18 protein-coding genes and 1 pseudogene are annotated in these 20,017 nt (G+C 62.8%); 4 read left to right on the forward strand and 15 right to left on the reverse strand.

Annotation, left to right across the window (positions count from 1 at the left end; genetic code table 11):
• On the forward strand, positions 1-1,164 hold a 1,164-nt coding region (locus ASD87_RS27400; RefSeq protein WP_255357280.1), incomplete at its 5' end, for a phosphate acyltransferase.
• A 98-nt stretch (positions 1,165-1,262) separates the two neighbouring features.
• Here the strand turns inward: ASD87_RS27400 and ASD87_RS21430 are convergent.
• The 3 genes from ASD87_RS21430 to ASD87_RS21440 form a co-directional block, all read right to left on the reverse strand.
• Positions 1,263-1,643 carry a hypothetical protein gene (locus tag ASD87_RS21430; RefSeq protein ID WP_142053645.1) on the reverse strand — a complete coding sequence of 127 codons (381 nt, stop codon included), beginning with the start codon at positions 1,641-1,643 and terminating at the stop codon, positions 1,263-1,265.
• 137 nt (positions 1,644-1,780) lie between these two features.
• The gene (locus ASD87_RS21435; protein WP_056326321.1) at positions 1,781-2,146 is read right to left on the reverse strand and encodes a DUF4148 domain-containing protein; all 366 of its coding nucleotides are present in this window, start codon (positions 2,144-2,146) and stop codon (positions 1,781-1,783) included.
• A gap of 375 nt (positions 2,147-2,521) precedes the next feature.
• On the reverse strand, positions 2,522-2,737 hold the full coding sequence (locus ASD87_RS21440) for a SlyX family protein (protein WP_056326323.1): 216 nt from the start codon (positions 2,735-2,737) through the stop codon (positions 2,522-2,524).
• Positions 2,738-2,835: 98 nt separating this feature from the next.
• Between ASD87_RS21440 and ASD87_RS21445 the strand changes: the two genes are divergently transcribed.
• On the forward strand, positions 2,836-4,902 hold the full coding sequence (locus tag ASD87_RS21445) for a TonB-dependent receptor (protein ID WP_056326996.1): 2,067 nt from the start codon (positions 2,836-2,838) through the stop codon (positions 4,900-4,902).
• Here the strand turns inward: ASD87_RS21445 and ASD87_RS21450 are convergent.
• From ASD87_RS21450 to ASD87_RS21455, 4 genes are read right to left on the reverse strand one after another with little or no spacing between them, the layout of a single operon-like run.
• Entirely contained in the window at positions 4,890-5,180 is a 291-nt protein-coding gene (locus ASD87_RS21450; RefSeq protein WP_235512785.1) for a PAAR domain-containing protein, read from the reverse strand. The genes ASD87_RS21445 and ASD87_RS21450 overlap by 13 nt on opposite strands.
• 54 nt (positions 5,181-5,234) lie before the next feature.
• Positions 5,235-5,399, reverse strand: a complete 165-nt coding sequence (locus tag ASD87_RS27020) for a hypothetical protein (RefSeq protein WP_156403488.1) — start codon at positions 5,397-5,399, stop codon at positions 5,235-5,237.
• 58 nt (positions 5,400-5,457) lie between these two features.
• Positions 5,458-5,721 (reverse strand): PAAR domain-containing protein, encoded by a 264-nt coding sequence (locus tag ASD87_RS27670; protein WP_082586391.1) that lies wholly within the window; start codon positions 5,719-5,721, stop codon positions 5,458-5,460.
• A complete protein-coding gene (locus ASD87_RS21455) occupies positions 5,718-6,809 on the reverse strand; it encodes a DUF6708 domain-containing protein (RefSeq protein WP_056326328.1) in 1,092 nt (363 codons plus the stop codon). Before ASD87_RS21455 ends, ASD87_RS27670 begins: the two co-directional genes overlap by 4 nt.
• 320 nt (positions 6,810-7,129) lie before the next feature.
• Between ASD87_RS21455 and ASD87_RS21460 the strand changes: the two are divergent.
• Positions 7,130-7,318, forward strand: a pseudogene (locus tag ASD87_RS21460) (hypothetical protein); the annotation flags it as partial.
• A gap of 5 nt (positions 7,319-7,323) precedes the next feature.
• On the opposite strand, the gene ASD87_RS21465 reads toward ASD87_RS21460, so the two are convergent.
• From ASD87_RS21465 to ASD87_RS21500, 8 genes are all read right to left on the reverse strand, one after another.
• Entirely contained in the window at positions 7,324-7,581 is a 258-nt protein-coding gene (locus tag ASD87_RS21465; protein WP_056326333.1) for a PAAR domain-containing protein, read from the reverse strand.
• Positions 7,582-7,650: 69 nt separating this feature from the next.
• Entirely contained in the window at positions 7,651-8,628 is a 978-nt protein-coding gene (locus ASD87_RS21470) for a hypothetical protein (RefSeq protein ID WP_156403489.1), read from the reverse strand.
• A gap of 184 nt (positions 8,629-8,812) precedes the next feature.
• Positions 8,813-9,790 (reverse strand): hypothetical protein, encoded by a 978-nt coding sequence (locus ASD87_RS21475; protein ID WP_056326339.1) that lies wholly within the window; start codon positions 9,788-9,790, stop codon positions 8,813-8,815.
• Positions 9,790-12,615 (reverse strand): toxin VasX, encoded by a 2,826-nt coding sequence (locus ASD87_RS21480; RefSeq protein ID WP_056326341.1) that lies wholly within the window; start codon positions 12,613-12,615, stop codon positions 9,790-9,792. The genes ASD87_RS21475 and ASD87_RS21480 overlap by 1 nt, the downstream gene beginning before the upstream one ends.
• Positions 12,615-13,490 carry a DUF4123 domain-containing protein gene (locus ASD87_RS26735; RefSeq protein ID WP_082586392.1) on the reverse strand — a complete coding sequence of 292 codons (876 nt, stop codon included), beginning with the start codon at positions 13,488-13,490 and terminating at the stop codon, positions 12,615-12,617. The genes ASD87_RS21480 and ASD87_RS26735 overlap by 1 nt, the downstream gene beginning before the upstream one ends.
• Positions 13,487-15,616 (reverse strand): type VI secretion system Vgr family protein, encoded by a 2,130-nt coding sequence (locus ASD87_RS21490; RefSeq protein ID WP_056326346.1) that lies wholly within the window; start codon positions 15,614-15,616, stop codon positions 13,487-13,489. The genes ASD87_RS26735 and ASD87_RS21490 overlap by 4 nt, the downstream gene beginning before the upstream one ends.
• A gap of 163 nt (positions 15,617-15,779) precedes the next feature.
• A complete protein-coding gene (locus tag ASD87_RS21495; protein ID WP_056326349.1) occupies positions 15,780-16,298 on the reverse strand; it encodes an Hcp family type VI secretion system effector in 519 nt (172 codons plus the stop codon).
• A 304-nt stretch (positions 16,299-16,602) separates the two neighbouring features.
• Positions 16,603-17,232, reverse strand: a complete 630-nt coding sequence (locus ASD87_RS21500) for a nitrogen fixation protein NifQ (protein ID WP_056326351.1) — start codon at positions 17,230-17,232, stop codon at positions 16,603-16,605.
• Positions 17,233-17,412: 180 nt separating this feature from the next.
• On the opposite strand from ASD87_RS21500, the gene ASD87_RS21505 reads away from it, so the two are divergent.
• Entirely contained in the window at positions 17,413-19,929 is a 2,517-nt protein-coding gene (locus ASD87_RS21505) for an ankyrin repeat domain-containing protein (protein WP_056326355.1), read from the forward strand.
• Positions 19,930-20,017 lie beyond the last annotated feature (88 nt).

A 20,017-nucleotide genomic window follows, 5' to 3' on the forward strand; every position in this document is an offset into this window, starting at 1 on the left:
CTGATCCCCAAGCCGTTCGATCCGCGCCTCATCGTGCGCATCGCGCCGGCGGTGGCCAAGGCCGCGATGGAAGGCGGCGTGGCCACGCGCCCGCTGGCCGATCTGGAAGCCTACGAGGAACAGCTGCAGCAGTTCGTGTACCACTCGGGCGCGTTCATGAAGCCGTTGTTCTCGGCCGCCAAGCGCATCGTCCGTTCGGGCGGTAAGGCGCGCATCGTCTTCACCGAAGGCGAAGACGAACGCGTGCTGCGCGCGGTGCAGGTCATCGTCGACGAAGGCCTGGCGCGTCCCATCCTGGTGGGCCGTCCCGCCGTGCTGCTCTCGCGCATCGAAAAATTCGGCCTGCGCCTGCGTTTGGGCGAGGACGTCGAAGTCACCAACCCCGAATACGACGAGCGCTTCCATCAGTACTGGACGACGTATTGGGAACTGATGAGCCGCCGCGGCATTACCAAGGAAATGGCACGCGTGGAAATGCGCCGCCGCCTGACGCTGATCGGCGCGATGATGGTGCACCTGGGCGATGCCGACGGCATGGTTTGCGGCACGGTGGGCGCGTACCACGACCACCTGCGTTTCGTGGACGAAGTGATCGGCCGCAGCCCCGGCCACAACGTGTATGCCGCCATGAACATCCTGCTGCTCGACGAGCGCACGGTGGTGCTGGTGGACACGCACGTGAACGACGATCCCACGGCCGAGCAGATCGCCGAATTCACCATCATGGCCGCCCAGGAAATGGCGCGCATGAACCTGGCGCCAAAGGTCGCGCTGCTGTCGCGTTCGAACTTCGGCTCGGGCAGCTCGGCCTCCGGCGAAAAGATGCGCCGCGCGCTGGAACTGGTCCGCGAATCCGCGCCCGAACTGGAAATCGACGGTGAAATGCACGGCGACTGCGCGCTGGACGAGGCGCTGCGCATGCGCATCCTGCCGTCCTCCACGCTGAAGGGCGAAGCCAACCTGCTGGTGTGCCCGAACGTCGACTCGGGCAACATCGCCTACAACCTGCTCAAGACCGCCGCGGGCGGCAATGTGGCGGTGGGTCCGTTCCTGCTGGGCGCCAATGCCCCCGTGCACATCCTGACCAACAGCTCCACCGTGCGCCGCATCATCAACATGACGGCCATGACCGTGCTGGACGCCAACCGCGTCGAAGGCGCCTGATCGGCCTTCACCGGCCCGCGCGTCTTGCGCGGGCATGACAATGCGCGCCACCCCTTACGGGGCTGGCGCGCATTTTTCTTCGGGGGGCGCCGGACGGCCTAGTTGGCGCTGGCCTTCCAGGTGCCGTCGGGCTGTTTGCAGAACCAGAACTGCCACGTTTCCGTGGTGCTGGTCCGCGCAAAGTTGCCCACCAGGAAGCGGCAAACCCGGTCGTTGCCGGCGCGGGTGGTCTGCTTGGGAGTCAGCTGCACCGTGATCGGCGCCGCACGCTTGGGCTGGTGCGCGCTTTTCCATTCAGTGCTCTGGCCGTCGGCCGAGCTGTTCAGCGCTTGCGCCACGGCTTCGTGGAACGAGGCGCGGTCGGCCTTGGATATCTGGGTGATGAGGGCGTCGTTGAGCATGACGGGCGGGGCGGCAACCGCCACCGACGCCATGCCGCCGGACAGCAGCAACGCGGCAAGAACGCGGGGGTATATCAAGATGGGCTCCCTGATGTGAACAGCCGGTTTGGCGGTAAGCGAGTCTGCATCATGAATCTGAGCCGATAGTACGCCAAAAAAAGGCCGCCCAACCGGGCGGCCAACATACAACAAGGGGAGGGTAAATCTGCGCCGCTTCAGTTGCCGCGATACACGCCCGCGAACGGCATGTCATTCGGTTCCACGTTGGACACCTGGCCCGCGGCCTTCGCGGCGGCCAGTTCGGCCTGGACCTCGGCGCGGGTCTTGCCCGTGTACGGCGTGCCGTAGACACCCTGGAAGGGCGTGTTGTTCGGTTCGGCGTTGGTGTTGATCCCGGCGGCCTTGGCGGCGGCCTTCGCGGCGGCCAGTTCGGCCTGCACCTGGGCACGGGTCGGACCTTCGTAGGGGGTGCCATAGACACCCTGGAAGGGCACGTTGTTGGGTTCGATGTTGGGCGAGGCGTAGGCGCCGGCGCTCAGTGCAGCCAGCGAAAACATCACAGCGGTTGCAAGGGTCTTCATGGTAAACCTCCGATTTCTAGAGCCTGGGAGCGAATCCGGCGGCCTTTCCGTCGTGGTTCGTTGCTGTTTCCCGATGGCTGAATCTTGCGCCGATCTAGAATGCGGATAAACCCGGATATCCGTAAAAGATAATTCCATCAATGGAAAATTCTTGCCGTATTTCAGGCTTTGATGCCGCTGATGGAACGTTTGGTCGTGAGATAGTCTTGGGGTCGCCGGCGCGCCCCGGCAGCTTCGACGAGCCGCGGCCACGAACTCGATGGACCCGCGCAGCGGGCACGATATTCGCTGCGGGCGCGGGCGCCCCTATGGCGGATGCGCCAGCCAGGACCCTTGGGTAGGATGACCAGGCTGCAGCGCCTTCAGGCTTCGCAATCAGTAGTGCGGCGGCAGTTCGTCGCGCAGGCTGCGAAAAGGAGCTGCGCCCTCGGGCGCCTGCTGGCGCAGGTCGGCGACCTCGCGCATGAGCCGGTCGATCTGCTGTTGCTGGCGGACGATGATCTGGTTCAACTGCTCCAGAAGATCATCCGAGAAGCTGGCCTTGACCTCCAGGTCCAACAGCCGGCGTTCGATGTCTTGCGTATTTTCCATGGCGGGTATTAGAACCCATTCCCGCCCAGGCACAGGAGAGAAGTTTGGTACAGCGGCAATGGCGGGACAGCGGGACCTGGCGGTGGACGGCGGGCACAATACTGGCGCTTGCGCCGGCTGCCACCGCGCTGGCGCAGGCCGACACGCTGGCCCCCGTGGTGGTGACCGGCACACGGCTGGGCACCGAGGTGCTGGAGACGCCGGCTTCGGTCGACGTCGTCCAAGGCAGCGCCATGCGCTGGCAGCAGCCGGGCATCAACCTGTCTGAAGGGCTGGCAAGCGTGCCGGGCCTGCAGATTCAGAACCGCCAGAACTATGCGCAAGACCTGCAGATATCCAGCCGCGGCTTTGGCGCGCGCTCCACGTTTGGCGTGCGGGGCGTGCGCCTCTACGTGGACGGCATTCCCGCAACGATGCCGGATGGCCAGGGGCAGACCTCCAATATCGACATCGGCTCCATCGACCGCGTCGAGGTGCTGCGCGGCCCGTTCTCGGCGCTGTATGGCAACTCATCCGGCGGTGTCATCCAGGTCTTCACGCAGGACGGCGCCGACCCGCCCGAGATCACCGCCAGCGGATGGGGCGGCAGCTATGGCACATGGCGCTATGGCGCGATGGCAAGCGGGGTGTCGGGCACGGGTGCCGGTCAACTGGACTATGTGCTGGACCTGTCGCGCTTCACCACCGACGGCTATCGCGACCACAGCGCCGCCCGCAAGAATCTGGGCAATGCAAAGCTCGGCCTGCAACTGAATGACGACAGCCGCCTGACGCTGGTCGTCAACAGCGTCGACCTGAAGGCGCAGGATCCGCTGGGCCTGACCTACCAGCAGTTCCAGGACGACCCGCGCAGCGCGCCACTTGCCGAGCAATACAACACGCGCAAAACGGTAAAGCAGACGCAGGGCGGGCTGGTCTTCGACCACCAGGTCGACGGCCGCAACGCGCTGCGCGTGATGGTCTACTACGGCCAGCGCGACACGACGCAGTACCAGTCGATTCCTCCCGCGGTGCAAATCCCACCCACGCAAGCCGGCGGCGTCATCGACCTCAAACGCGAATATGGCGGCGCCGACGTGCGCTGGACGTCCGAGCTTGCCCTGGGCGGCCGGGCGCTGACCCTGATCGGCGGCTTTGCCTACGACGCCATGCAGGAAGACCGCAAGGGCTACCAGAACTTCACTGGCGCGGGCTCCAGCCGGCAACTCGGCGTGCAGGGCGCCCTGCGGCGCGACGAGACCAACCGCGTCTACAACGCCGACCCCTATGTCCAGGCGTCCTGGAACTTCGCGGACCGCTGGACGCTGGACGCCGGCCTGCGATACAGCACGGTCCGCTTCGATTCCGACGACCACTACATCACCCCCGGCAACGCCGACGACAGCGGCAGCGCGCGCTACCGCAAGGCCTTGCCCGTCGCCGCGCTGCGCTACGCCGTCAATGACGACGTCAGCGTCTACACCTCATATGGGCGCGGTTTCGAGACGCCGACGCTGAACGAAATCTCGTACCGGCCCGACGGCGACCCGGGCCTGAACTTCGGCTTGATGCCGTCGGTCAGCACCAACCTTGAAGCCGGCATCAAGGCGCGCATGGCAGGCGGCCTGCTGACGGCTGCAGTCTTTCATACCCGCACCGACGACGAGATCGTCTCCGCCGGCAGTTCAGGCGGCCGCACCAGTTACCAGAACGCCGGCCGCACACGCCGCGATGGGCTGGAAATGAGCTGGTCCGGAGAATTCGCGCAGCACTGGCGCACGCAAGTGGCCTACACGCTGCTCAACGCCCGCTACGCCGACGACGGTTCGGGCAACATCCGCGCCGGCAACAAGATCCCGGGCATCGCACGCCAGGCGGCCTTCGCGTCCCTGGCCTGGGCGCCGCCCGAAGGCTGGCAAGCAGGCGTGGAAGGCCGCTACCTGTCCAAGATCTACGTCAACGACGCCAACAACGCGGACGCACCCGCCTACTTCGTGGCCGCTGCCAGCGTCGGCTACGTGAAGCAGGTGGGCCAATGGAAACTGAACGCCTACGCCCGCGTCGACAACCTGTTCGATCGCGACTACGCGGGATCGGTGATCGTCAACGAAGCGAACGGACGCTACTACGAACCGGCGCCCGGCCGGAATGCGGGAGTTGGGGTGGGGGCGACTTATCGGTTTTGATGCCCCCAGTCCACCAGCCACGCCGATTCTCCCTCGACCAATACATCCCCATGGCTCGTGGTGTCGCCCAGCCGGGCGATGGCCCGTCCCTCCAGCGTGGCAGTGGACGACCCTGTCACGATCACTGCCCCACAGCTGATCTTGTCCCCAACCCGCGCGATGGGCCGGCCGTTGACGTGGGCTTGCTCGGCGCCGGTAATGACGGTGCCGCTGCCATGAGTGGGGCAGGCGTGGCGATGGCCGACTAGGACGATGGGTTGCATGGGAGCTCCTTCCATGGGGTGTTCAATACCAGGCAAAAATCCGTGATGTGGATGCAAGACATTCCGTCCTCAACCGATCACTTCACCTTGCAAATTGACCAAGTCGAAGCCTCGGCCGTTGAATAACCGTTCGTCCGAGATGTCGTCGCAGAAGCTGACCTGCTGCGGCCACATGGCAATCCGTATGTCCGGAAGCGCCTGCCAATCCGGACGCGCCTTCAGGTTGGCCAGCATTTGTTGAAACGTGAGTAGGGGTTTTGGGTGCGGCATCAGTCTTTGCCCTCCAGTACGGCTAGCTTCCTGCGCTCACGCCGCGCTGAGACGCAACTAGTATGGCGCCACACGAAGTGCTGTCACCCTCGCGGGCAGGGGTCTTGCCGTTACTTTGGAAGCCGGCGCAACTAGCAATGATTGAAGTGGCACCGTGGAGGGGGCAATGAACGGCATCTCCATACCCTGCCACGGGTGAGCCTCCTGCGGTAAAGCCGGTCGTCGCTGAGACCACCTTCCCGGCGTGTGTGGTGGAATCGCTCAACACAACAAATGGTTTGTTCATAGACGCCCCGTATGGGCATGAGGAGCGCTCGTCGGTGGGGGAACAGGTGGCCAGTCGGCTGCCACCGACAGGGGGGGGCACGGTTTTCCAGGAAGTCCCGCTTGGCGAATGATCTTGGGCCAGCGCGGCTCCCAACACAGAAGCAGCGAAATCCAATGCCCTGCTGTATGAATCAACATGACGGGAGATAGCAACACCGACAGCCAAACGACTAGCCGCCGCTGGCCAGCTCGCCAGAGCGGCTTAAGGAAGCTCCAGGGGGCCGCGAGCGACAGCCAAGGCCAAGGCAGCTTGGTCAGCAGTCTGCGGGGGCGCGGTACGGAATCGGGGCCTTCTTCCATGTATCGCCGAATGAACTCCCAGAGATTGACCAAGTCACTGGTCCCATCGGCCGTCTTGCCCACAAACATGAGGTGACTGTGAGGCAGTCCCGTCATGTCCTGCGTCCAGGCCAGCAAAAGCTGAGTGCCCGTGCCGGCAACCTCAGGCTTGCCCACCCCAGCTTCCGCCGAGACCTGTTCCCATGCGAGGACCGCAATTCCACCGGCGTATCGAGGGCGGTGCAGATACACCTGGCGAGTAATGCGATTGAAGCGGATCAGCAGACGGCGTTGAACAAAGTTCTCGAGGCGTAGCCAGCGCCATGCAAATCGGCGAAGCACGAGAATCAGCACCAGCGTTATCAGGGGCAACGCAAGAGCGGCAATGTAGTCGCCCGCATCTGCCGGCCTGCTCGACCATGGATAGACGTGAGTCCACCATACTGTGCTGAAAATGCTACTCATCTCCAGCAGCGTCAACACTAGATAGAGCGCCGGCAAAGTGAATAGCGTAAGGAAACCACGCTTATCTTGAAGTGCGCCAGCTCGAAGCTCGATATAGATATCGTTAAACGCGTAGATAGACCCTGCAGCACTGGGATGCTCGCTGACTTTCTCATCAATGCCGATCTCCCGTACAAATTCTTTCCCGATATTGGCCTTAAGCTCCTTTTCATCCGCTGTAGCTACCTTAATGCCATCCTCATACTCCCCGCGTAATGTTGCCGTTGTCTGCATTGCCCAGGCCTGCGCTTCGATAAAATACATTCAGTTCACCGTCCTCAAAGCTTCATACAATTTTCGTAGTTCGGTCGCCTCGTCTACGAATGGCTTGGCAAAACTATCCTGCGAGCGCGAGCCGAAGCAGCAGTGGGCGCACCACGTTGGCGAACGAGAACGGGCAGGGCGGCTCGAAGTAGTTGCCGCTCCGTGTTCAGAAGGATCCAACGGAGCAGCGCGCAGGAGGTCGATAGCGATAGCGATATGGACGCGGAGATTCCGGTGTGATTGCGCGTCAGAGTGCGCAGCCTGAATTCTGGGAGCCCAATTTCGGTATCGGTCCACCAGCCATCCAGACCGATTCCGGGGCGACCGCGAGCATCGGCTACATCAACCGCCGCGGCGCCCGGAAACTGAACGCCTACGCCCCCGTCGACAACCTGGTCGATCGCGACTACGCGGGTACGGTGATCGTCAACGAAGCGAACGGACGCTACTACGAACCGGCGCCCGGCCGGAATGCCGGCGTTGGGGTGGGGGCGACTTATTGGTTTTGATGCCCTCAGTCCACCAGCCACGCCGATTCTCCCTCGACCAATACTCCACCATGGCTCGTGGTGTCGCCCAGCCGGGCGATGGCCCGTCCCTCCAGCGTGGCAGTGGACGACCCGGTCACGATCACTGCCCCACAGCTGATCTTGTCCCCGACCCGCGCGATGGGGCGGCCGTTGACGTGGGCTTGCGCGGCGCCGGTAATGACAGTGCCGCGGCCGTGAGTGGGGCAGGCGTGGCGATGGCCGACTAAGACGATGGGCTGCATGCGAGCTCCTTTCATGGGGTGTTCAATACCAGGCAAAAATCCGTGATGTGGATGCAAGACATTCCGTCTTCAACCGATCACTTCACCTTGCAAATTGACCAAGTCGAATCCTCGGCCGTTGAATCGGTGATACACGTGTTCATGGGCCTGCACGGGAGCCGTGTCGTAGCCGCTCAGATCGGCTTCTGTGGCACACAGGCGTTCAACCTCGGCTGGCCACTGAGCGTCGGCAGCGCGCCGCAGTAGATAACGATCGATCAGCGGGCCGCCCGCCAATAAGTACGCCGGCAGCACTACAAATTTTGCGATGAGGAAGTCGATCAAACCGTCGTCTTTCAGCATGACGGGCGGTGTGAACCCGCTTGGCTGGGCGGAAACGCAATGCGGATCGGGCTGAATGGATGCAAGGCCCCCGGCCATGTAGCGACGAAGAAACTCGAGGCGGGTCAGGTTCGAGACGAGCGCTGACTCATCAGCCACATCGAAAGCGCCGGAGGTCATGGCGAGGCCGGAGGGCTCCGTCTTGAACACGAGTCGAAGGGTGAACTTACCGTCCGCGGACGCGCTGAATTCGGTAAACGCGTGGACATCTCGCCACAAAACCGTAGTTGCCTTGTTCTTTCCGTTGTAGATGTGAACGGCCTGAGCTTGGCGATTGAACCGGACGCAAGCAGGTGTAATTCTGCTTAGCGCATATCCTAAAACGAGGCTGAACAGTCCAAAGGCGCCCATGTCCCAGTGCAGCACCAGCCCCTCTGCCACAGACCCGCCGCCTGATATCCAGTCGAACATGAGCCACACGAACGCGCTCGTCGTGAAGATGAATGCGCCGGATACGAGATAGAGAACAAAAGCCAGCTTTCCGACGAAGATCCGGCTCTCTATGTATCGCTCGTTAAACAGACTCCGATCTGAGAGATCGTCGGAAAAGCTCACCTGGCCAGGCCACATTGCGATACGGATATCAGGTAGCGATTGCCAGTCTGATCGTGCCCGCAGGTTGGACAGCATTTCTTTAAAAGTGAGCAGAGCATTTTGGTTGGACATGAGCTAGTTCGCGTCGAAGTGGCGAATGGGTGCGCGTTCTTGGAACCGGACGCCCGCTGCGCAGACGCGGTGTCTGCGCTGCCGACATGAAGCAGAAAGGAAGAGTTGCATGAGTCCTTCCGGGATAGTTCCGATGCTGTTAGGTAATGCCGGAGACATGGCGGAGGGAATCTCTGTATGTCGTTCAGCCGAGCACGGTTCCATTGATGTCGACCAGGTCGAAGCCTTGACCGTTGAATCGGTGGAATATGCTTTTGTTTGCTTGCACGGGCGTCGTGTCATAACCGCTCAGGTCGGCGCCTTGGGCGCAAAGCTGTTCGACTTCGGCAGGCCACTGCAGATTCGAGGCACGGCGCAAAAGATATCGATCTATGAGCGGGCCGCCGGCCAGGTAGTAGCCGGGAAGGGCCACGAGTTTTGCAAACAGAAACGTGATCAGATGGTCATCTTTAAGCGAGACGGCTTTTGAGAACCCGCTGGGTTTGTACGCGCTGCGCGCCGGATCTGGCTGTATGGAACCTAAGCCCTCGGCCATGTATCGGCGCAGAAATTCCAGGCGAAGGAGGTTGTCTGATAAGGACGAGTCGTCACCAAAATCGAATGCGCCTGGAGCTACCACCCAATTTGCGGTGCCGATGCGAAAGACGAGTTTGAGCGAAAACGAACCTTCGCCGGGTGGCCTGAACTTGGTAAAAGGATGAACCTCGCGCCATGCGGCAGTGATCGCCTTTCCAGGGCTCTGATATATGTGGACCAACTGGGCTTGCCGATTGAACCGAACACAAGCCGGCTCGGATCTGCCGAAAAAGTATGCCAATGCGACCATCAGGACAGCGAAGACAACCATTATCCCGTACTGGAAAGCGATGTCGCCCAAACTTTTTTTCGCAAGGACATCATGCGTAATGGCAATAGCCAGGACCGTTGATGTAGCGACGAACGCGCCGCACGTCCCGTATAGCGCAAATGCCATTTTCCCAACGAAGACGTGACTCTCCATGTAACGCTCGTTAAACATCGTCTTGTCAGACAAATCGTCTACGAACGTGACGTGCTGCGGCGACATTGCAAGGCGGATATCGGGAAGTTTTTGCCAGTCTGGTGCGGCTTTCAAATTGGCCAGCATCTCATCGAAGTTGTGGCTCGGCTGCAATTCGGTCATCAGTGGGTCATCTCCAATACCAGGTCTGGTTGTGTAAAGCCGTTCGGCCAATAGCGCACGACGGTGTTGCCCGCAAGGTTGTGCGCTTTCATCTGCAGGTACCCATTTCCATTCCTTTGCTCCACGTTTGTCGGATCATTGGAAACGGATTCCGTCATGACGCCGAAGAGCACGTGCTGGGTGACGGTGTAGGAGCTGATCTGCGGCTGCCAGCCGGGCAGGAGAATGGCGATATTTCGCTGGGCCCGTGGTAAGCCAAATCGAGGCGTTATGTGCTCAAGCACGATATTTCTGAATTGGTAACTGGAGTCGACCTTCGGCGTCATAAAGAGCTCGTAGTACGCCTTCTGTTCGTTCGGTCCCGTGAACGTAGGGCTGAGTCCAAGGCATCCTTGGCTGATCCAATCAGCCACTTTTGCCTTGTCGAGACGAGTCTGGTTCCAGGCGTAAGACAGTTGCAACGCGGAGATGATCAGGCCCACGGGGGCAGCGGCAAACCATAGGGCTACTCGGCCCATGACGCCAGCAATTGCCCTTCTTCCTGCCAATTGGGCAGCGGCGCTCGCGCCATGAGTTGCCAGCGCCTCCGTCCAAACCTTTGCTAGAAGGTGAGCAAAGCCGATTGCCGCTGAAGCTCCCTGAACTGCAATTCCCGCTACGGTTACCTTTCCTTCGGCCTGACCCTGCCGACCAACTGCAAGTAGGTCCTTCAAGGCAAAGACTGTTGCAGAGGCCGCTGCCAATGCGAGGGCCCATCGATCGGCCCGGTGGGCCAGTCTATTGAATGCTTCTGCGTTCGCTGCATTTCCGCTTAATGCCAAGATGTCCCGTTGTCGAAGTAGTACAGCCGCAGTTAATCCCTTTGTTGCCCAGCCGATGCCGAGCAGGTTTCCCGTGACATTCAAGCTGTTCACCAACGCGGATTGATCGGCTGCCGAGAGTTGATTCAACGCAGTGGCTGTGTTGGTGACCGAGGTAAGAGCGTTTAATCCGCCCAGGCTCACTTTCGTCCCATGCCATAACGACAGCCTGGATGACAGCTTTGGGGCGAGCTCTCGAATCGCGGAGATATCAGCGATCTCAATCGCAGAGGTAAGGCGGACGATAGTTACATAATCCTTGGCTCCCTGAGCGAGCGGGCTGATGCGGAATTTGACCGGGCCCGTTAAATTGGCCTCGCGCCGCAGCAGTTCCGGGATGTCGCGCGTGGCGATTTGTTGGGGGATTGCCAGCCGGCCCTCGGCGACCTCGAAAAGGGCGGCGTATCGACTGCTCCAAATGGCACTTCCCGTCATCGACGATTTTCCGTTCGTCAACGCCAGCATGGCCAGGGCAGTGAGTTGCCTGGATGCTGGGTCGGGCATCACTTCCTTGACGAGGACGCCCAGGTCATTCAGCGCCTGGGTGGCAAGGTGATCCGACGTGGCTTCAAATACCCGACGCGTCGCCGCCCACGCGCTAATTTTTGGATAGCCTGTCAAGGCATACGCCAGCAGCGTGCCTTCTCGCGGTCCGTCGGGTGTCAATTGCTGCGTGAGCGCCTGCGTGCCTGGCGTGCAGCAGATCAGGCCGAATAACGTGCGAACCACGGCTGCGCGGCCCGCTGCGAAGTTGGTGGGATCCGTCCAGTCGTAAAGATTCGCCACCGTCGCCGACAGTGCGCCTGGTCCGTTATACGTTGTTCCCCACGGAACCAGATCCGCCGCCGCGGCATTCAGCCACTCCTGATAACGACCCACCGTGGGCGCATCGTTCTTCAGAAACTCTGCCCTGGCTTTCTCGTCCACGGACTCCATGAACAGCTTGCGCTTGGCGGCGAGGCCCTTTTCGTACGCACGCGCTCGCGCCGCGTTGGCTGCGCCTCCGGTCACGCCTGGCGGTAGCGCGCTGCCGACCGCGTCGTTCGAGAGCGTCTGGAGCTCTGCCTCGCGGGCCACGTTGTTGCCAAGCGCTTCGATCGCGTCACTGACCCAGCGCAGGCGAGCGGCATGCTCGTTGTATGTGCTCCATTGCTGCAGCACGCCGTCGATGCGGTGATTCAGTTCGCTGGCCATGCCGACGGGGTCGTGCAGCACCACTGCCAATCTTGCACTGCCCGGGCCTTGCGCCATGCGCATTGCTGCCACTGAGGGCGCAAGCACGCCGTCGGCATATTCGGACCAGGAGACGGTTGCGCCGTCCAATCCGATGGGCTTTTGATCCGCAATGTCTTCCAGGCGCAGGGTGTGGGGAACCTCAGGCGCTTGCTCCGGATTGAGGTCTTGGGCGAATGCGGTGAGCCAGGGCGTCAAATCGACCGACGATCCGAATGTACCGAGCGCGGCGGTAGAGCCGTCATGGATCGCGGTGAGCTTGCGGGCGCTCAAGAGCGTGTCGGCGAACCAGATCGTGACAATCTTCGGCTCATGGTGATAAGCGGGAATATAGGGAAACGGCAGTAGCTCGCCCACCAGCCCCGTCGCGCGAAACGCCTCGTCGAGCTGAAGCCGCTGAAAGCTGGCGGGTCTGCGCTTGCCGCCATTTGTCTCGCCATCCGGGCTGCGATAGACGAAGCACAGGATCTGCTCGCGATTGTCCGGATCGAGGATGTAGAGAAAGCCGTCGTCGTCGCGCAAGCTGCGCAGCACGTATTGGCTGCTGGCAAGGACAGGAAATCCGCGTTCCAGATTTTTGTGGGTATAGGCGTAACCGGCCTTTTCCGCCGGGGCAAGGGCATATCTGAGCGGGTAGAAGGGAATGACCTTATTGCACTGACGAGACGACTCAGCGGAATCGCTGGCCGTGCAGTTGCTCAGTTCTCTCGCGGTTTTGGAGATGACGATCATCAGCCCGCACCCTTCATGAAGGCATGAGCGTTTCGCACACGGCGCCAGGCGGGCACATCCGGTTGGCTCATGATGCGGGCCAGCGGGCTTTGCTCCGCGAACAGTTGATCGTGATAGCCGAAGTACACATAGAGATAACCGTACAGGTCTTCATCGTTTTCAAATCCGCGCGACGCGGCGACAGCGGTGTGCTGTCGCACATAGGTAAGCATGGTGAGTTCGTCAACGCACTCGAGGGCGGGGATATTGGCTGCCAGCAGGCGGCGCGAAAACTGGGTGTCGCGATATTCGATCTGGTGCGCACGCAATGCGTGAAGTTGGGTGGTCGTCAGCAACAGGGAGGCGTCTGCAGTCTGTCCGTTTCCGGGATTACCGTGTTCGAGTCGATACCACTCGCCCTTTCCCTCGTTCCATTCGCACCAGTGCCAGCTATTCACGGGGCCGAGAAGGCTGTCCGTGGCTTGGTGGTCCATGCCTTGAATCAGTCCGCGCAATGTTCGTGGCTCGTGCAGACGCAGCAATGTCTGTGTGCCATCTGGCAGACTCGCGTGCCGCAAGCAGCGAAGGTGATTCAGGACGACTTCGAAGGGATGGCGTGATAGCAGCAGCCCGCCCAGGTGTCTGGGCGGCCAGTCTGTCGTGAACGACTGCAGCAAGGGCGTATCGGAATGCGCACGCACGAGCAGAGGTCCATCACGACACTGCGCGTCATACTCGGTCTCGCTGTAGACCCACGCATGCCAGATGCGGTGATCGAGCGCGGAGACCTCGGCTTCCAGGCCGGTTGCGAGTCCGCCGTCCAGGAGCAGGTAATAGTGAGGCTCTTGTTCAGCGATCGCGGCGAGCGCGTCGGGTGTCGTGCGAGACAGAGTCATTGGCCCGCCCCTGCCCGGCCGCAGGGGCAGTGTTCGAGCGGGCACGTCCCGTCTGCCCGCATGGCGCACAACGAATTGAGGGCGCGGCCTTGTTCGGCAATGCCTTTGATGCTTAATTGGTTGCCCGAGCCGCCCAATTGGCTGATGGGACCCTTCAGCTTGATGGCAATACCTTGCAGCGTGATGCCGCTGTCGTCGATCGTGATTGCGCCGCCCGGTCCTCGCAGCACGGCCTTTTCGCTGCTTTGCAGCTCATAGAGCACTGTTCTTCTTTCAATGCGCTTCCCGGCATTGAGCTGATGGTGCCCTTGGACGGTGACCTCGGCGTTTCCGCCGATATCAATCGAATGATTGGCCGCGGTCTTGTCGATCCGATGGTTGCCGACATCTTCGATCCGATCCTTGGCTGTCCGGATGATATGGTTGCGTCCGAGATCAAGGAAGTCGTCACGTCCGACGGTGTGACGCCGGTCCTGCCCGATGGTGACGTGTTCATCGTTGCCAACCGTTTCCTTGCGGTCGTGTCCGACAGCAATGGTTTCATCGTGTTGAACCCGTTCGCTGCGGTCATTTCCCACAAACGTCGTCTCGTCGTTATTGACGTGAATGTTCTGGTCCTTCTGCGCATGAACGTAGATCTCTTCTTGATCCAGTTCATCCTCGAAACGCAGCTCGTTGTACCCGTCGCCTTTGTGCGATTTGCTCTTGATCGTCATCCGCGTCTTGTGCTGCGGTAATTCGTAGGGGGGCAGGTGGGTCGCGCGATACGTGCGTCCGATGATGATGGGCTGATCGCAATCTCCATCCAGGAAGTCCACGATCACTTCCTGTCCAATGCGCGGAATCGCCATGTGGCCCCACGCGGCGCCTGCCCAGTTTTGCGAGACGCGGATCCAGCAGGAGCTGTGTTCGTCGTGCCTGCCCAGGCGGTCCCACGGGAACTGGACCTTCACGCGGCCGTAGTCGTCGCAGTAGATTTCTTCGTTGGCGGGACCCACCACCGACGCGATTTGCGGGCCGTCGATGCGCGGTTTGCGAGCGGGTTCCGGCTTCCAGTCCACGCGGTCCGGGATGATGTCGGCGGTGTAGCGGTACTGGGTTCCTTGCAGGGCTTCTGCGGCTTCTTCCTGCTGGCTCGTGTGCTGCACGCCGTGATGGCGCATGCGCACCGGCCGCCAGCCGTGGTTCCAGTCCTCTCGCGGATGGCCGGTCAGGTCGAACGCGACTCCGGGCACGAGCCGCGCGTCGTCGCCCTCGACCGTGGCCATGCGCGCATCGCGGCGCAGGCCCAGCAGGCGGCTTTGGGTGAAGGGCTTGCCGGCTTCGTCGCGCTTGTAGCGGCCGGGATAGTCGTAGCGTTCGTAGCGGGTGGAGTGATGGGGCATGTCGCGCGTGACCGAAGAATGTTCCTGGTCGTACTGCGGATGCGTGTAGGTGTAGTCGCGGTGCGTCTGGCGCGCGGTGCGCACGTGCTCGGCGTAGGTGAAGCGGTGCAGTGCGGGTTCCGGCTGGTCGCCTCCGGGCGTCGGGTTGTAAGCCACGGGACCGCCGTCGATCGTCCCATGCACGTAGATGCGGTCGCCGTGGATCAGGCGGTGGCCGTGGTCCGAATGGACAAACCGGTAGAACAAGCCTTCTTCAGCGGCGAGTCGATCGAGAAACTGCAGGTCGGTGTCGCCCGCCTGCACGCAGTACTCGCGCGCCAGGTGCTCGTTGGTAGCGACCTGTTCGTAGTCGGTGATGCCATGGGATTTGAGGATCTGCTCGAGGATCTCGGGCACGGATTGCTGCTGGAAAATGCGCCAGTCAGAGCAGAGCGCCGTGCGCGCCAAGGCTGGTTCGACGACCGCGCGGTAGCGTGTTCTTCGGAAACCGGTATCGCCTTGCTCGAAACCGGTGACGACGCCGTGCACGTGCCGCACGGGCGTGTCGCCGCGCCAGATCGTGAATAGCGCAGGCTGGTCCAGCAGCGCGCCAAAGTCCACCGCGGGGTCAAAGCTGGACAGCTCCACGCGCAGTTGGTAGGTCGAGGAGAGCGCTTCGTCGAGCGTGAATTCGATCACTTCGAAGTTGGCGCTGGCAGCGATGGGGGCGAACGTGAACCGCATGTCGGATAAACGGGGCATCTCGGTATCCTGTGCGGCCATGACGATTGGGGCAATCGTTATGGCCGCAGATGGTCAAGAAGAGGACTGAGTTACCGGTGTGGGCAACTCCGGCGCCTGTGAGGCGCGATGAGCGCGAAGGCGCCGGGCCGTGCGGCGATTGGCGCGGCCCGGCGCGCCCGGCTTAGCTTTCCAGCGGCTTGCGCCAGTCGTCCGAAGCTTCCGTGCCGGCGATCGCATGCGTCCAGGTGATCTTGCGATACGCCATGGCCACCTTGATGAGCTGGGTGTAGTCCGCCTTGCTGGGGTCCTGCGCATGCGGCAGGACGCTGGTGATGTCCACGATCGTGGCGTCTTCCAGTTCGGTGGTGAAGAAGTGCTCCTGCTTGCCGTCAATGGAAGTGCGGTACCACTTCACTTCAACCTTGGGCAGCATTTCGCCGGCGGCCAGGGCCTGGTACAGCAGCGGCGTCGCCTTGTTCAGCGCGCTGGTGAACGTAAAGGGTTTGTGCACGCGCTGGCCGGAGGGTTGGCCGCTTTGCGGGTCGGTCGGGGTGTTGACGCGGTGCTCGATCTCTTGCACCAGGATCTGGTCTTCGTGGCCTTCCACGTAGACGTTGCCGACCGAGTCGGCGGTGAAGGCGCCCTGGGTGATGTTGCCTTGGGTCTTGCCGGTGATGCTGATATAGGCGGGAGTAGGCATGACGGATTCCTGTGTCGTCGTTGGGCCCGGTGGGGCCAGAAGCATCCCGAAGGTGGGATGCAACGACATATGCGAAATCCGTGCCAGGTTTGGCGAAGCGAAAAATACTGCAGTGAAATCAACGCTCTACGAACAAAAAGCGCCGAATGCGCTGCACGCGGCCGCCGTCTTTGTCCGGCCACGCGCGTGTTTGCGCGATGAGCCGGGCCAGTTTTGACCCGGCTCATCGTAAGCCGTTGATTCATAAGATAAGAGACCGGGCCATATTTGGCCCGGGCGGGTCAAATATGGCCCGCCCCGCTGCTTATGCCGCGGCCCGATAGCAGAACTCGCTGTCCTCGCAGTCGCCGCATCCGGGCGCGGCTGCGCCGGGCAGGCCGGCGTGTTCGCAGGCGGAGTAGGCCAGGAATTTCTTCCAGCGCATGTTGTCGACGTTGCGGCTTACCAGTCCGGGGTAGTGGCGCGCGAGCAGCACGGTGACGTCTTCGCGTCCGGACAGGCCCAGGTCGCGCCACAGGTGATCGGGCCGCAGGCAGGCGTGCGCGAGGATGCTGCTGACCCATTGGGTCGTCTCGGGGCCGGGCGCGCGGTAGGCGTCCAGCAGCACGCGCATCAGTAGCGTGAACCCGGGTTGCGGATCGCTGGCGCCCTTGCCCACATAGGCGGCGAACTGTTCGCGCAGCGCGGACAGGGAGGTGTCGAATCCGGTCAGGGCGCCGGGGAACAGATAGTCCAGAAGGTCCTTCAGTTCGGCGGGCGACAAGCCGCTACGGGCAAGGTCCTCGTGCGCGATGCTGGTACCCAGGACCGCGGCAAAAAAGCCGGCATCGGGATGGACGGGAGGCGCGTGACGCAACAAGGCGTCGGCAAACCGTTGGGCCCGATCGGCGATGCGGGGGTCGGGAGTAAAGGTCGGCACGGGCTCGGCGTCCATGATGATCTGCTGCGGAATCGGTTTGCTAAGGTGTTAACTAAACAATGTAGGGGCGACTATATAACGAATAATCGGCGGGTTTGTGCCATCTACGGGTCAATCCCCGTTGGGACATACCCGAGGGTGTGCAGTGGGGACGGGTATCATCGGCATCCCTTTCATTGCCGACGTCTCCTGTACATGCCGCGCCCGTTCCGCCCCGTTGTCACCCGTCTGTTTGGCGCCGTCGCGCTGACGCTGGCCGGCATGGCGGCAGCGCCGCCACCGGCCCTGGCATCCGACATCGGCGCGGTCATCGAATCGATCCGCCTGTCGCGCTATCCGCTGCGCGAACCCGAGCGCCGGGTTTGGGGTACCGAGAACGTCAAGGACGTGGTGCTGGTCGGGCAGATGGAGAACCGCCTGTACCTGTACCGCTATGTGCGCGAGGGAGGCAAGGACTTCCGGCTGGATTTCCGGTCGCAGCCGCTGGTGATCGACCCCGAAGGCTGGACGGCCTCGCGAGAGGAGAATGTGGCGGTCAGGTCGCCGCGCGCAGGCGAAGCCTTTTATTGGGTCGGCCTGGCCGATCACCGCACCCCGGCCAGCAAGGCCACAGGGTTTCTGGTGGACGGCAAGGGCGAGGCTGCATCCGTGAATGCGGACGTGCAGCTTGCCGTGGTCACGAGCGGCCGGCCGTGGGATGAGGCGCGCCGGGCGCAGGCCATGACGACGCTGCAGGCGGTCCTGCGCGAGTATCCCTCGCGGCTGGACGCGTTTCCCGCGCAGGTGCGCTTCGAGCACCAGACGGCGCCGGATGTGACGGCCACGTTCCGAACCCTGCATCAGGTGGCGCGCGCCATTCCGCGTGCCAAGACGGCCGAGTTCCAGCGGGCGCTGGCCGATCTGCGCCGTTTTGTGATGGCGCAGGATTATCGCGAGATCGATCCGGCTGGCAAGGACGCCGAGATGACGACCGCCTTGAACGACTACGGCTTCTGGCTGGCCGAGTCGGGCGACACGGCGCAGGCGGACCGAATCCTGACCGACGTGCTGCGGCGCGATCCGTCGCGCACCGCCGCCTACCTGAACCGCGCCGACGCCCGCTGGAAGCAGCGCGAGACGTCGCGCGAGGAACGCGCCTACTACGAGGCGCTGGCGCGCGAGGACTACCGGCTGTATTGCACGCGGCGCCTTGCGGCCAAGGAAGCCATTCCCGGCAATGTTGCCGCCCGCATCGGCGCCGCGCTGGAAACCCCGGCGCTTGATGCGTCGGCCTGCCGTCCGCGCCTGGCGATCTTTCAGGCGATCCAGGCCGGTGATGTGAACGCGGTGCGCGCCGAGCTTGCCGGCGGTCAGGATCCGAATGGCGTGAACGAACACGGCAGGTCCGCGCTGGCCGTGGCCGTGTCGCGCAAACAGCTCGAGATGGTGCGCGCGCTGCTGGATGCGGGCGCGAAGGCGGATGGCCCTGACAACGGGTTCTCGCTGGTGGCCAGCGCATTGCCCGACGCCAAGGACACCCGCCCGGCCGCAGAGCGCTACGCGCTGGCCGACATGCTGATTGCCGCGGGCGCGCCGGTGGATGCATTGGACTCCAACGGCACGCCGCTGCTGATGCGCCGCATCTCTTACTACAGCGACAGCAAGGACAACCTGGTCTACCTGCTGGAAAAGGGCGCCAATCCGAACGCGCGCGAAAAGAATGGGCGCTCGCTGCTGCACGCGGCGCTGCAAACCCCGAAGAACTTCTGGTTCGCCGAAAAGCTGCTCGCGCGCGGCGCGGACATCAATGCCGCCTATATCCGCATGTATTACGGAAACAGCCCCATGTGGGAAACGCCGCTGCTTTCGGCGTTGCGCGAATTTCCGGGCGGCGACCTGACGCCGGCCGCGACCTTTCCCGTCCCCGAGCGCGTGACGTTTGCGCTGGCGCACGGGGCCGATCCCGCGGTGGGCGGCTACGGCGCGACGAAAGAGAAGCCGGACCGCAATGGACTGGACGAGGGCCTGTCGCTGGCGGCCCGCTATCTTCAGCCGGGTCTGATCGATCAATTGGTGCAGGCCGCGCGCCCGCCTCAGGCGCCGCTGTCCACGGAGCCGCTGTCCAGCCTGCTGTCGGTGTGGAACCGCGCGGAGCAACGCGCGGCGGCTGACGGCAACAGCGCGGCATGGGACGGTCAGCGCGCGCGGCTGCGCGCCACCGCCGACCGCCTGGTGGCGGCGGGCGTGCCGCTTGCGGCCGCCGCGGACGCGGCGGTGCCGCTGCGCAACCGGATCGCGCCGCTCGGCCTGCCGTGGCTGCCCGACGATCTATATGAGTCCTGGTTGAAGGCGGGGGCGGACCCCACGGACCGGAGCGATCCGGACCTGCGGCTGGAAGGCGTTGCCGCGCCGGACGCGCTGCCGCTCGTGACCATGCTGAGCCTGGGCAAGGACAACAAGGTGCGCTTGTTGCTGGAATACGGCGGCAGGCCCCGGACGCCGGCGCGTTGCGGCATGGCCGTGGCGGATGTGCTGGCCTGGCAGTTGGGCAATAGCGGTCCGGTGAGCCCGATGGGCGGACGCGCGGTCAAGCAGGTGCTCGATGCGGCCGCAGGCCCGGCGGGGTGCGACCTGAACCAGACCGCGCGCGTGCAGCCCTTCGTTGGCGTGACGGCCGCGGAACTGGCGCGTCGCGCCGACGTGACCCTTACGGCTGCCGGCCCGGCGCGCTGACCCACGCGGGCGCGCCGGCAGCGCAGCCCGCTGCCGCCGTGTTGCCCACCACGCGCGGTCGCGGCTTTCATTTGAGCGCAGAAAAAAA

Source organism: Achromobacter sp. Root170, assembly GCF_001428165.1.
GTDB lineage: Bacteria > Pseudomonadota > Gammaproteobacteria > Burkholderiales > Burkholderiaceae_B > Achromobacter > Achromobacter mucicolens.

Excerpts from the sequence above, each read along its gene's own strand:
- ASD87_RS26735 (WP_082586392.1), bottom strand. The coding sequence starts at position 13,490 with ATGACTCTGTCTCGCACGACACCCGACGCGCTCGCCGCGATCGCTGAA.
- ASD87_RS21500 (WP_056326351.1), bottom strand. The coding sequence starts at position 17,232 with ATGGACGCCGAGCCCGTGCCGACCTTTACTCCCGACCCCCGCATCGCC.
- ASD87_RS27020 (WP_156403488.1), bottom strand. The coding sequence starts at position 5,399 with ATGCTGGCCAACCTGAAGGCGCGTCCGGATTGGCAGGCGCTTCCGGAC.
- ASD87_RS27670 (WP_082586391.1), bottom strand. The coding sequence starts at position 5,721 with ATGAACAAACCATTTGTTGTGTTGAGCGATTCCACCACACACGCCGGG.
- ASD87_RS21495 (WP_056326349.1), bottom strand. The coding sequence starts at position 16,298 with ATGCCTACTCCCGCCTATATCAGCATCACCGGCAAGACCCAAGGCAAC.
- ASD87_RS21440 (WP_056326323.1), bottom strand. The coding sequence starts at position 2,737 with ATGGAAAATACGCAAGACATCGAACGCCGGCTGTTGGACCTGGAGGTC.
- ASD87_RS21475 (WP_056326339.1), bottom strand. The coding sequence starts at position 9,790 with ATGACCGAATTGCAGCCGAGCCACAACTTCGATGAGATGCTGGCCAAT.
- ASD87_RS21505 (WP_056326355.1), top strand. The coding sequence starts at position 17,413 with ATGCCGCGCCCGTTCCGCCCCGTTGTCACCCGTCTGTTTGGCGCCGTC.
- ASD87_RS21435 (WP_056326321.1), bottom strand. The coding sequence starts at position 2,146 with ATGAAGACCCTTGCAACCGCTGTGATGTTTTCGCTGGCTGCACTGAGC.
- ASD87_RS21470 (WP_156403489.1), bottom strand. The coding sequence starts at position 8,628 with ATGTCCAACCAAAATGCTCTGCTCACTTTTAAAGAAATGCTGTCCAAC.
- ASD87_RS21455 (WP_056326328.1), bottom strand. The coding sequence starts at position 6,809 with ATGTATTTTATCGAAGCGCAGGCCTGGGCAATGCAGACAACGGCAACA.
- ASD87_RS21480 (WP_056326341.1), bottom strand. The coding sequence starts at position 12,615 with ATGATCGTCATCTCCAAAACCGCGAGAGAACTGAGCAACTGCACGGCC.
- ASD87_RS21465 (WP_056326333.1), bottom strand. The coding sequence starts at position 7,581 with ATGCAGCCCATCGTCTTAGTCGGCCATCGCCACGCCTGCCCCACTCAC.
- ASD87_RS21490 (WP_056326346.1), bottom strand. The coding sequence starts at position 15,616 with ATGCCCCGTTTATCCGACATGCGGTTCACGTTCGCCCCCATCGCTGCC.
- ASD87_RS21450 (WP_235512785.1), bottom strand. The coding sequence starts at position 5,180 with ATGGAAGGAGCTCCCATGCAACCCATCGTCCTAGTCGGCCATCGCCAC.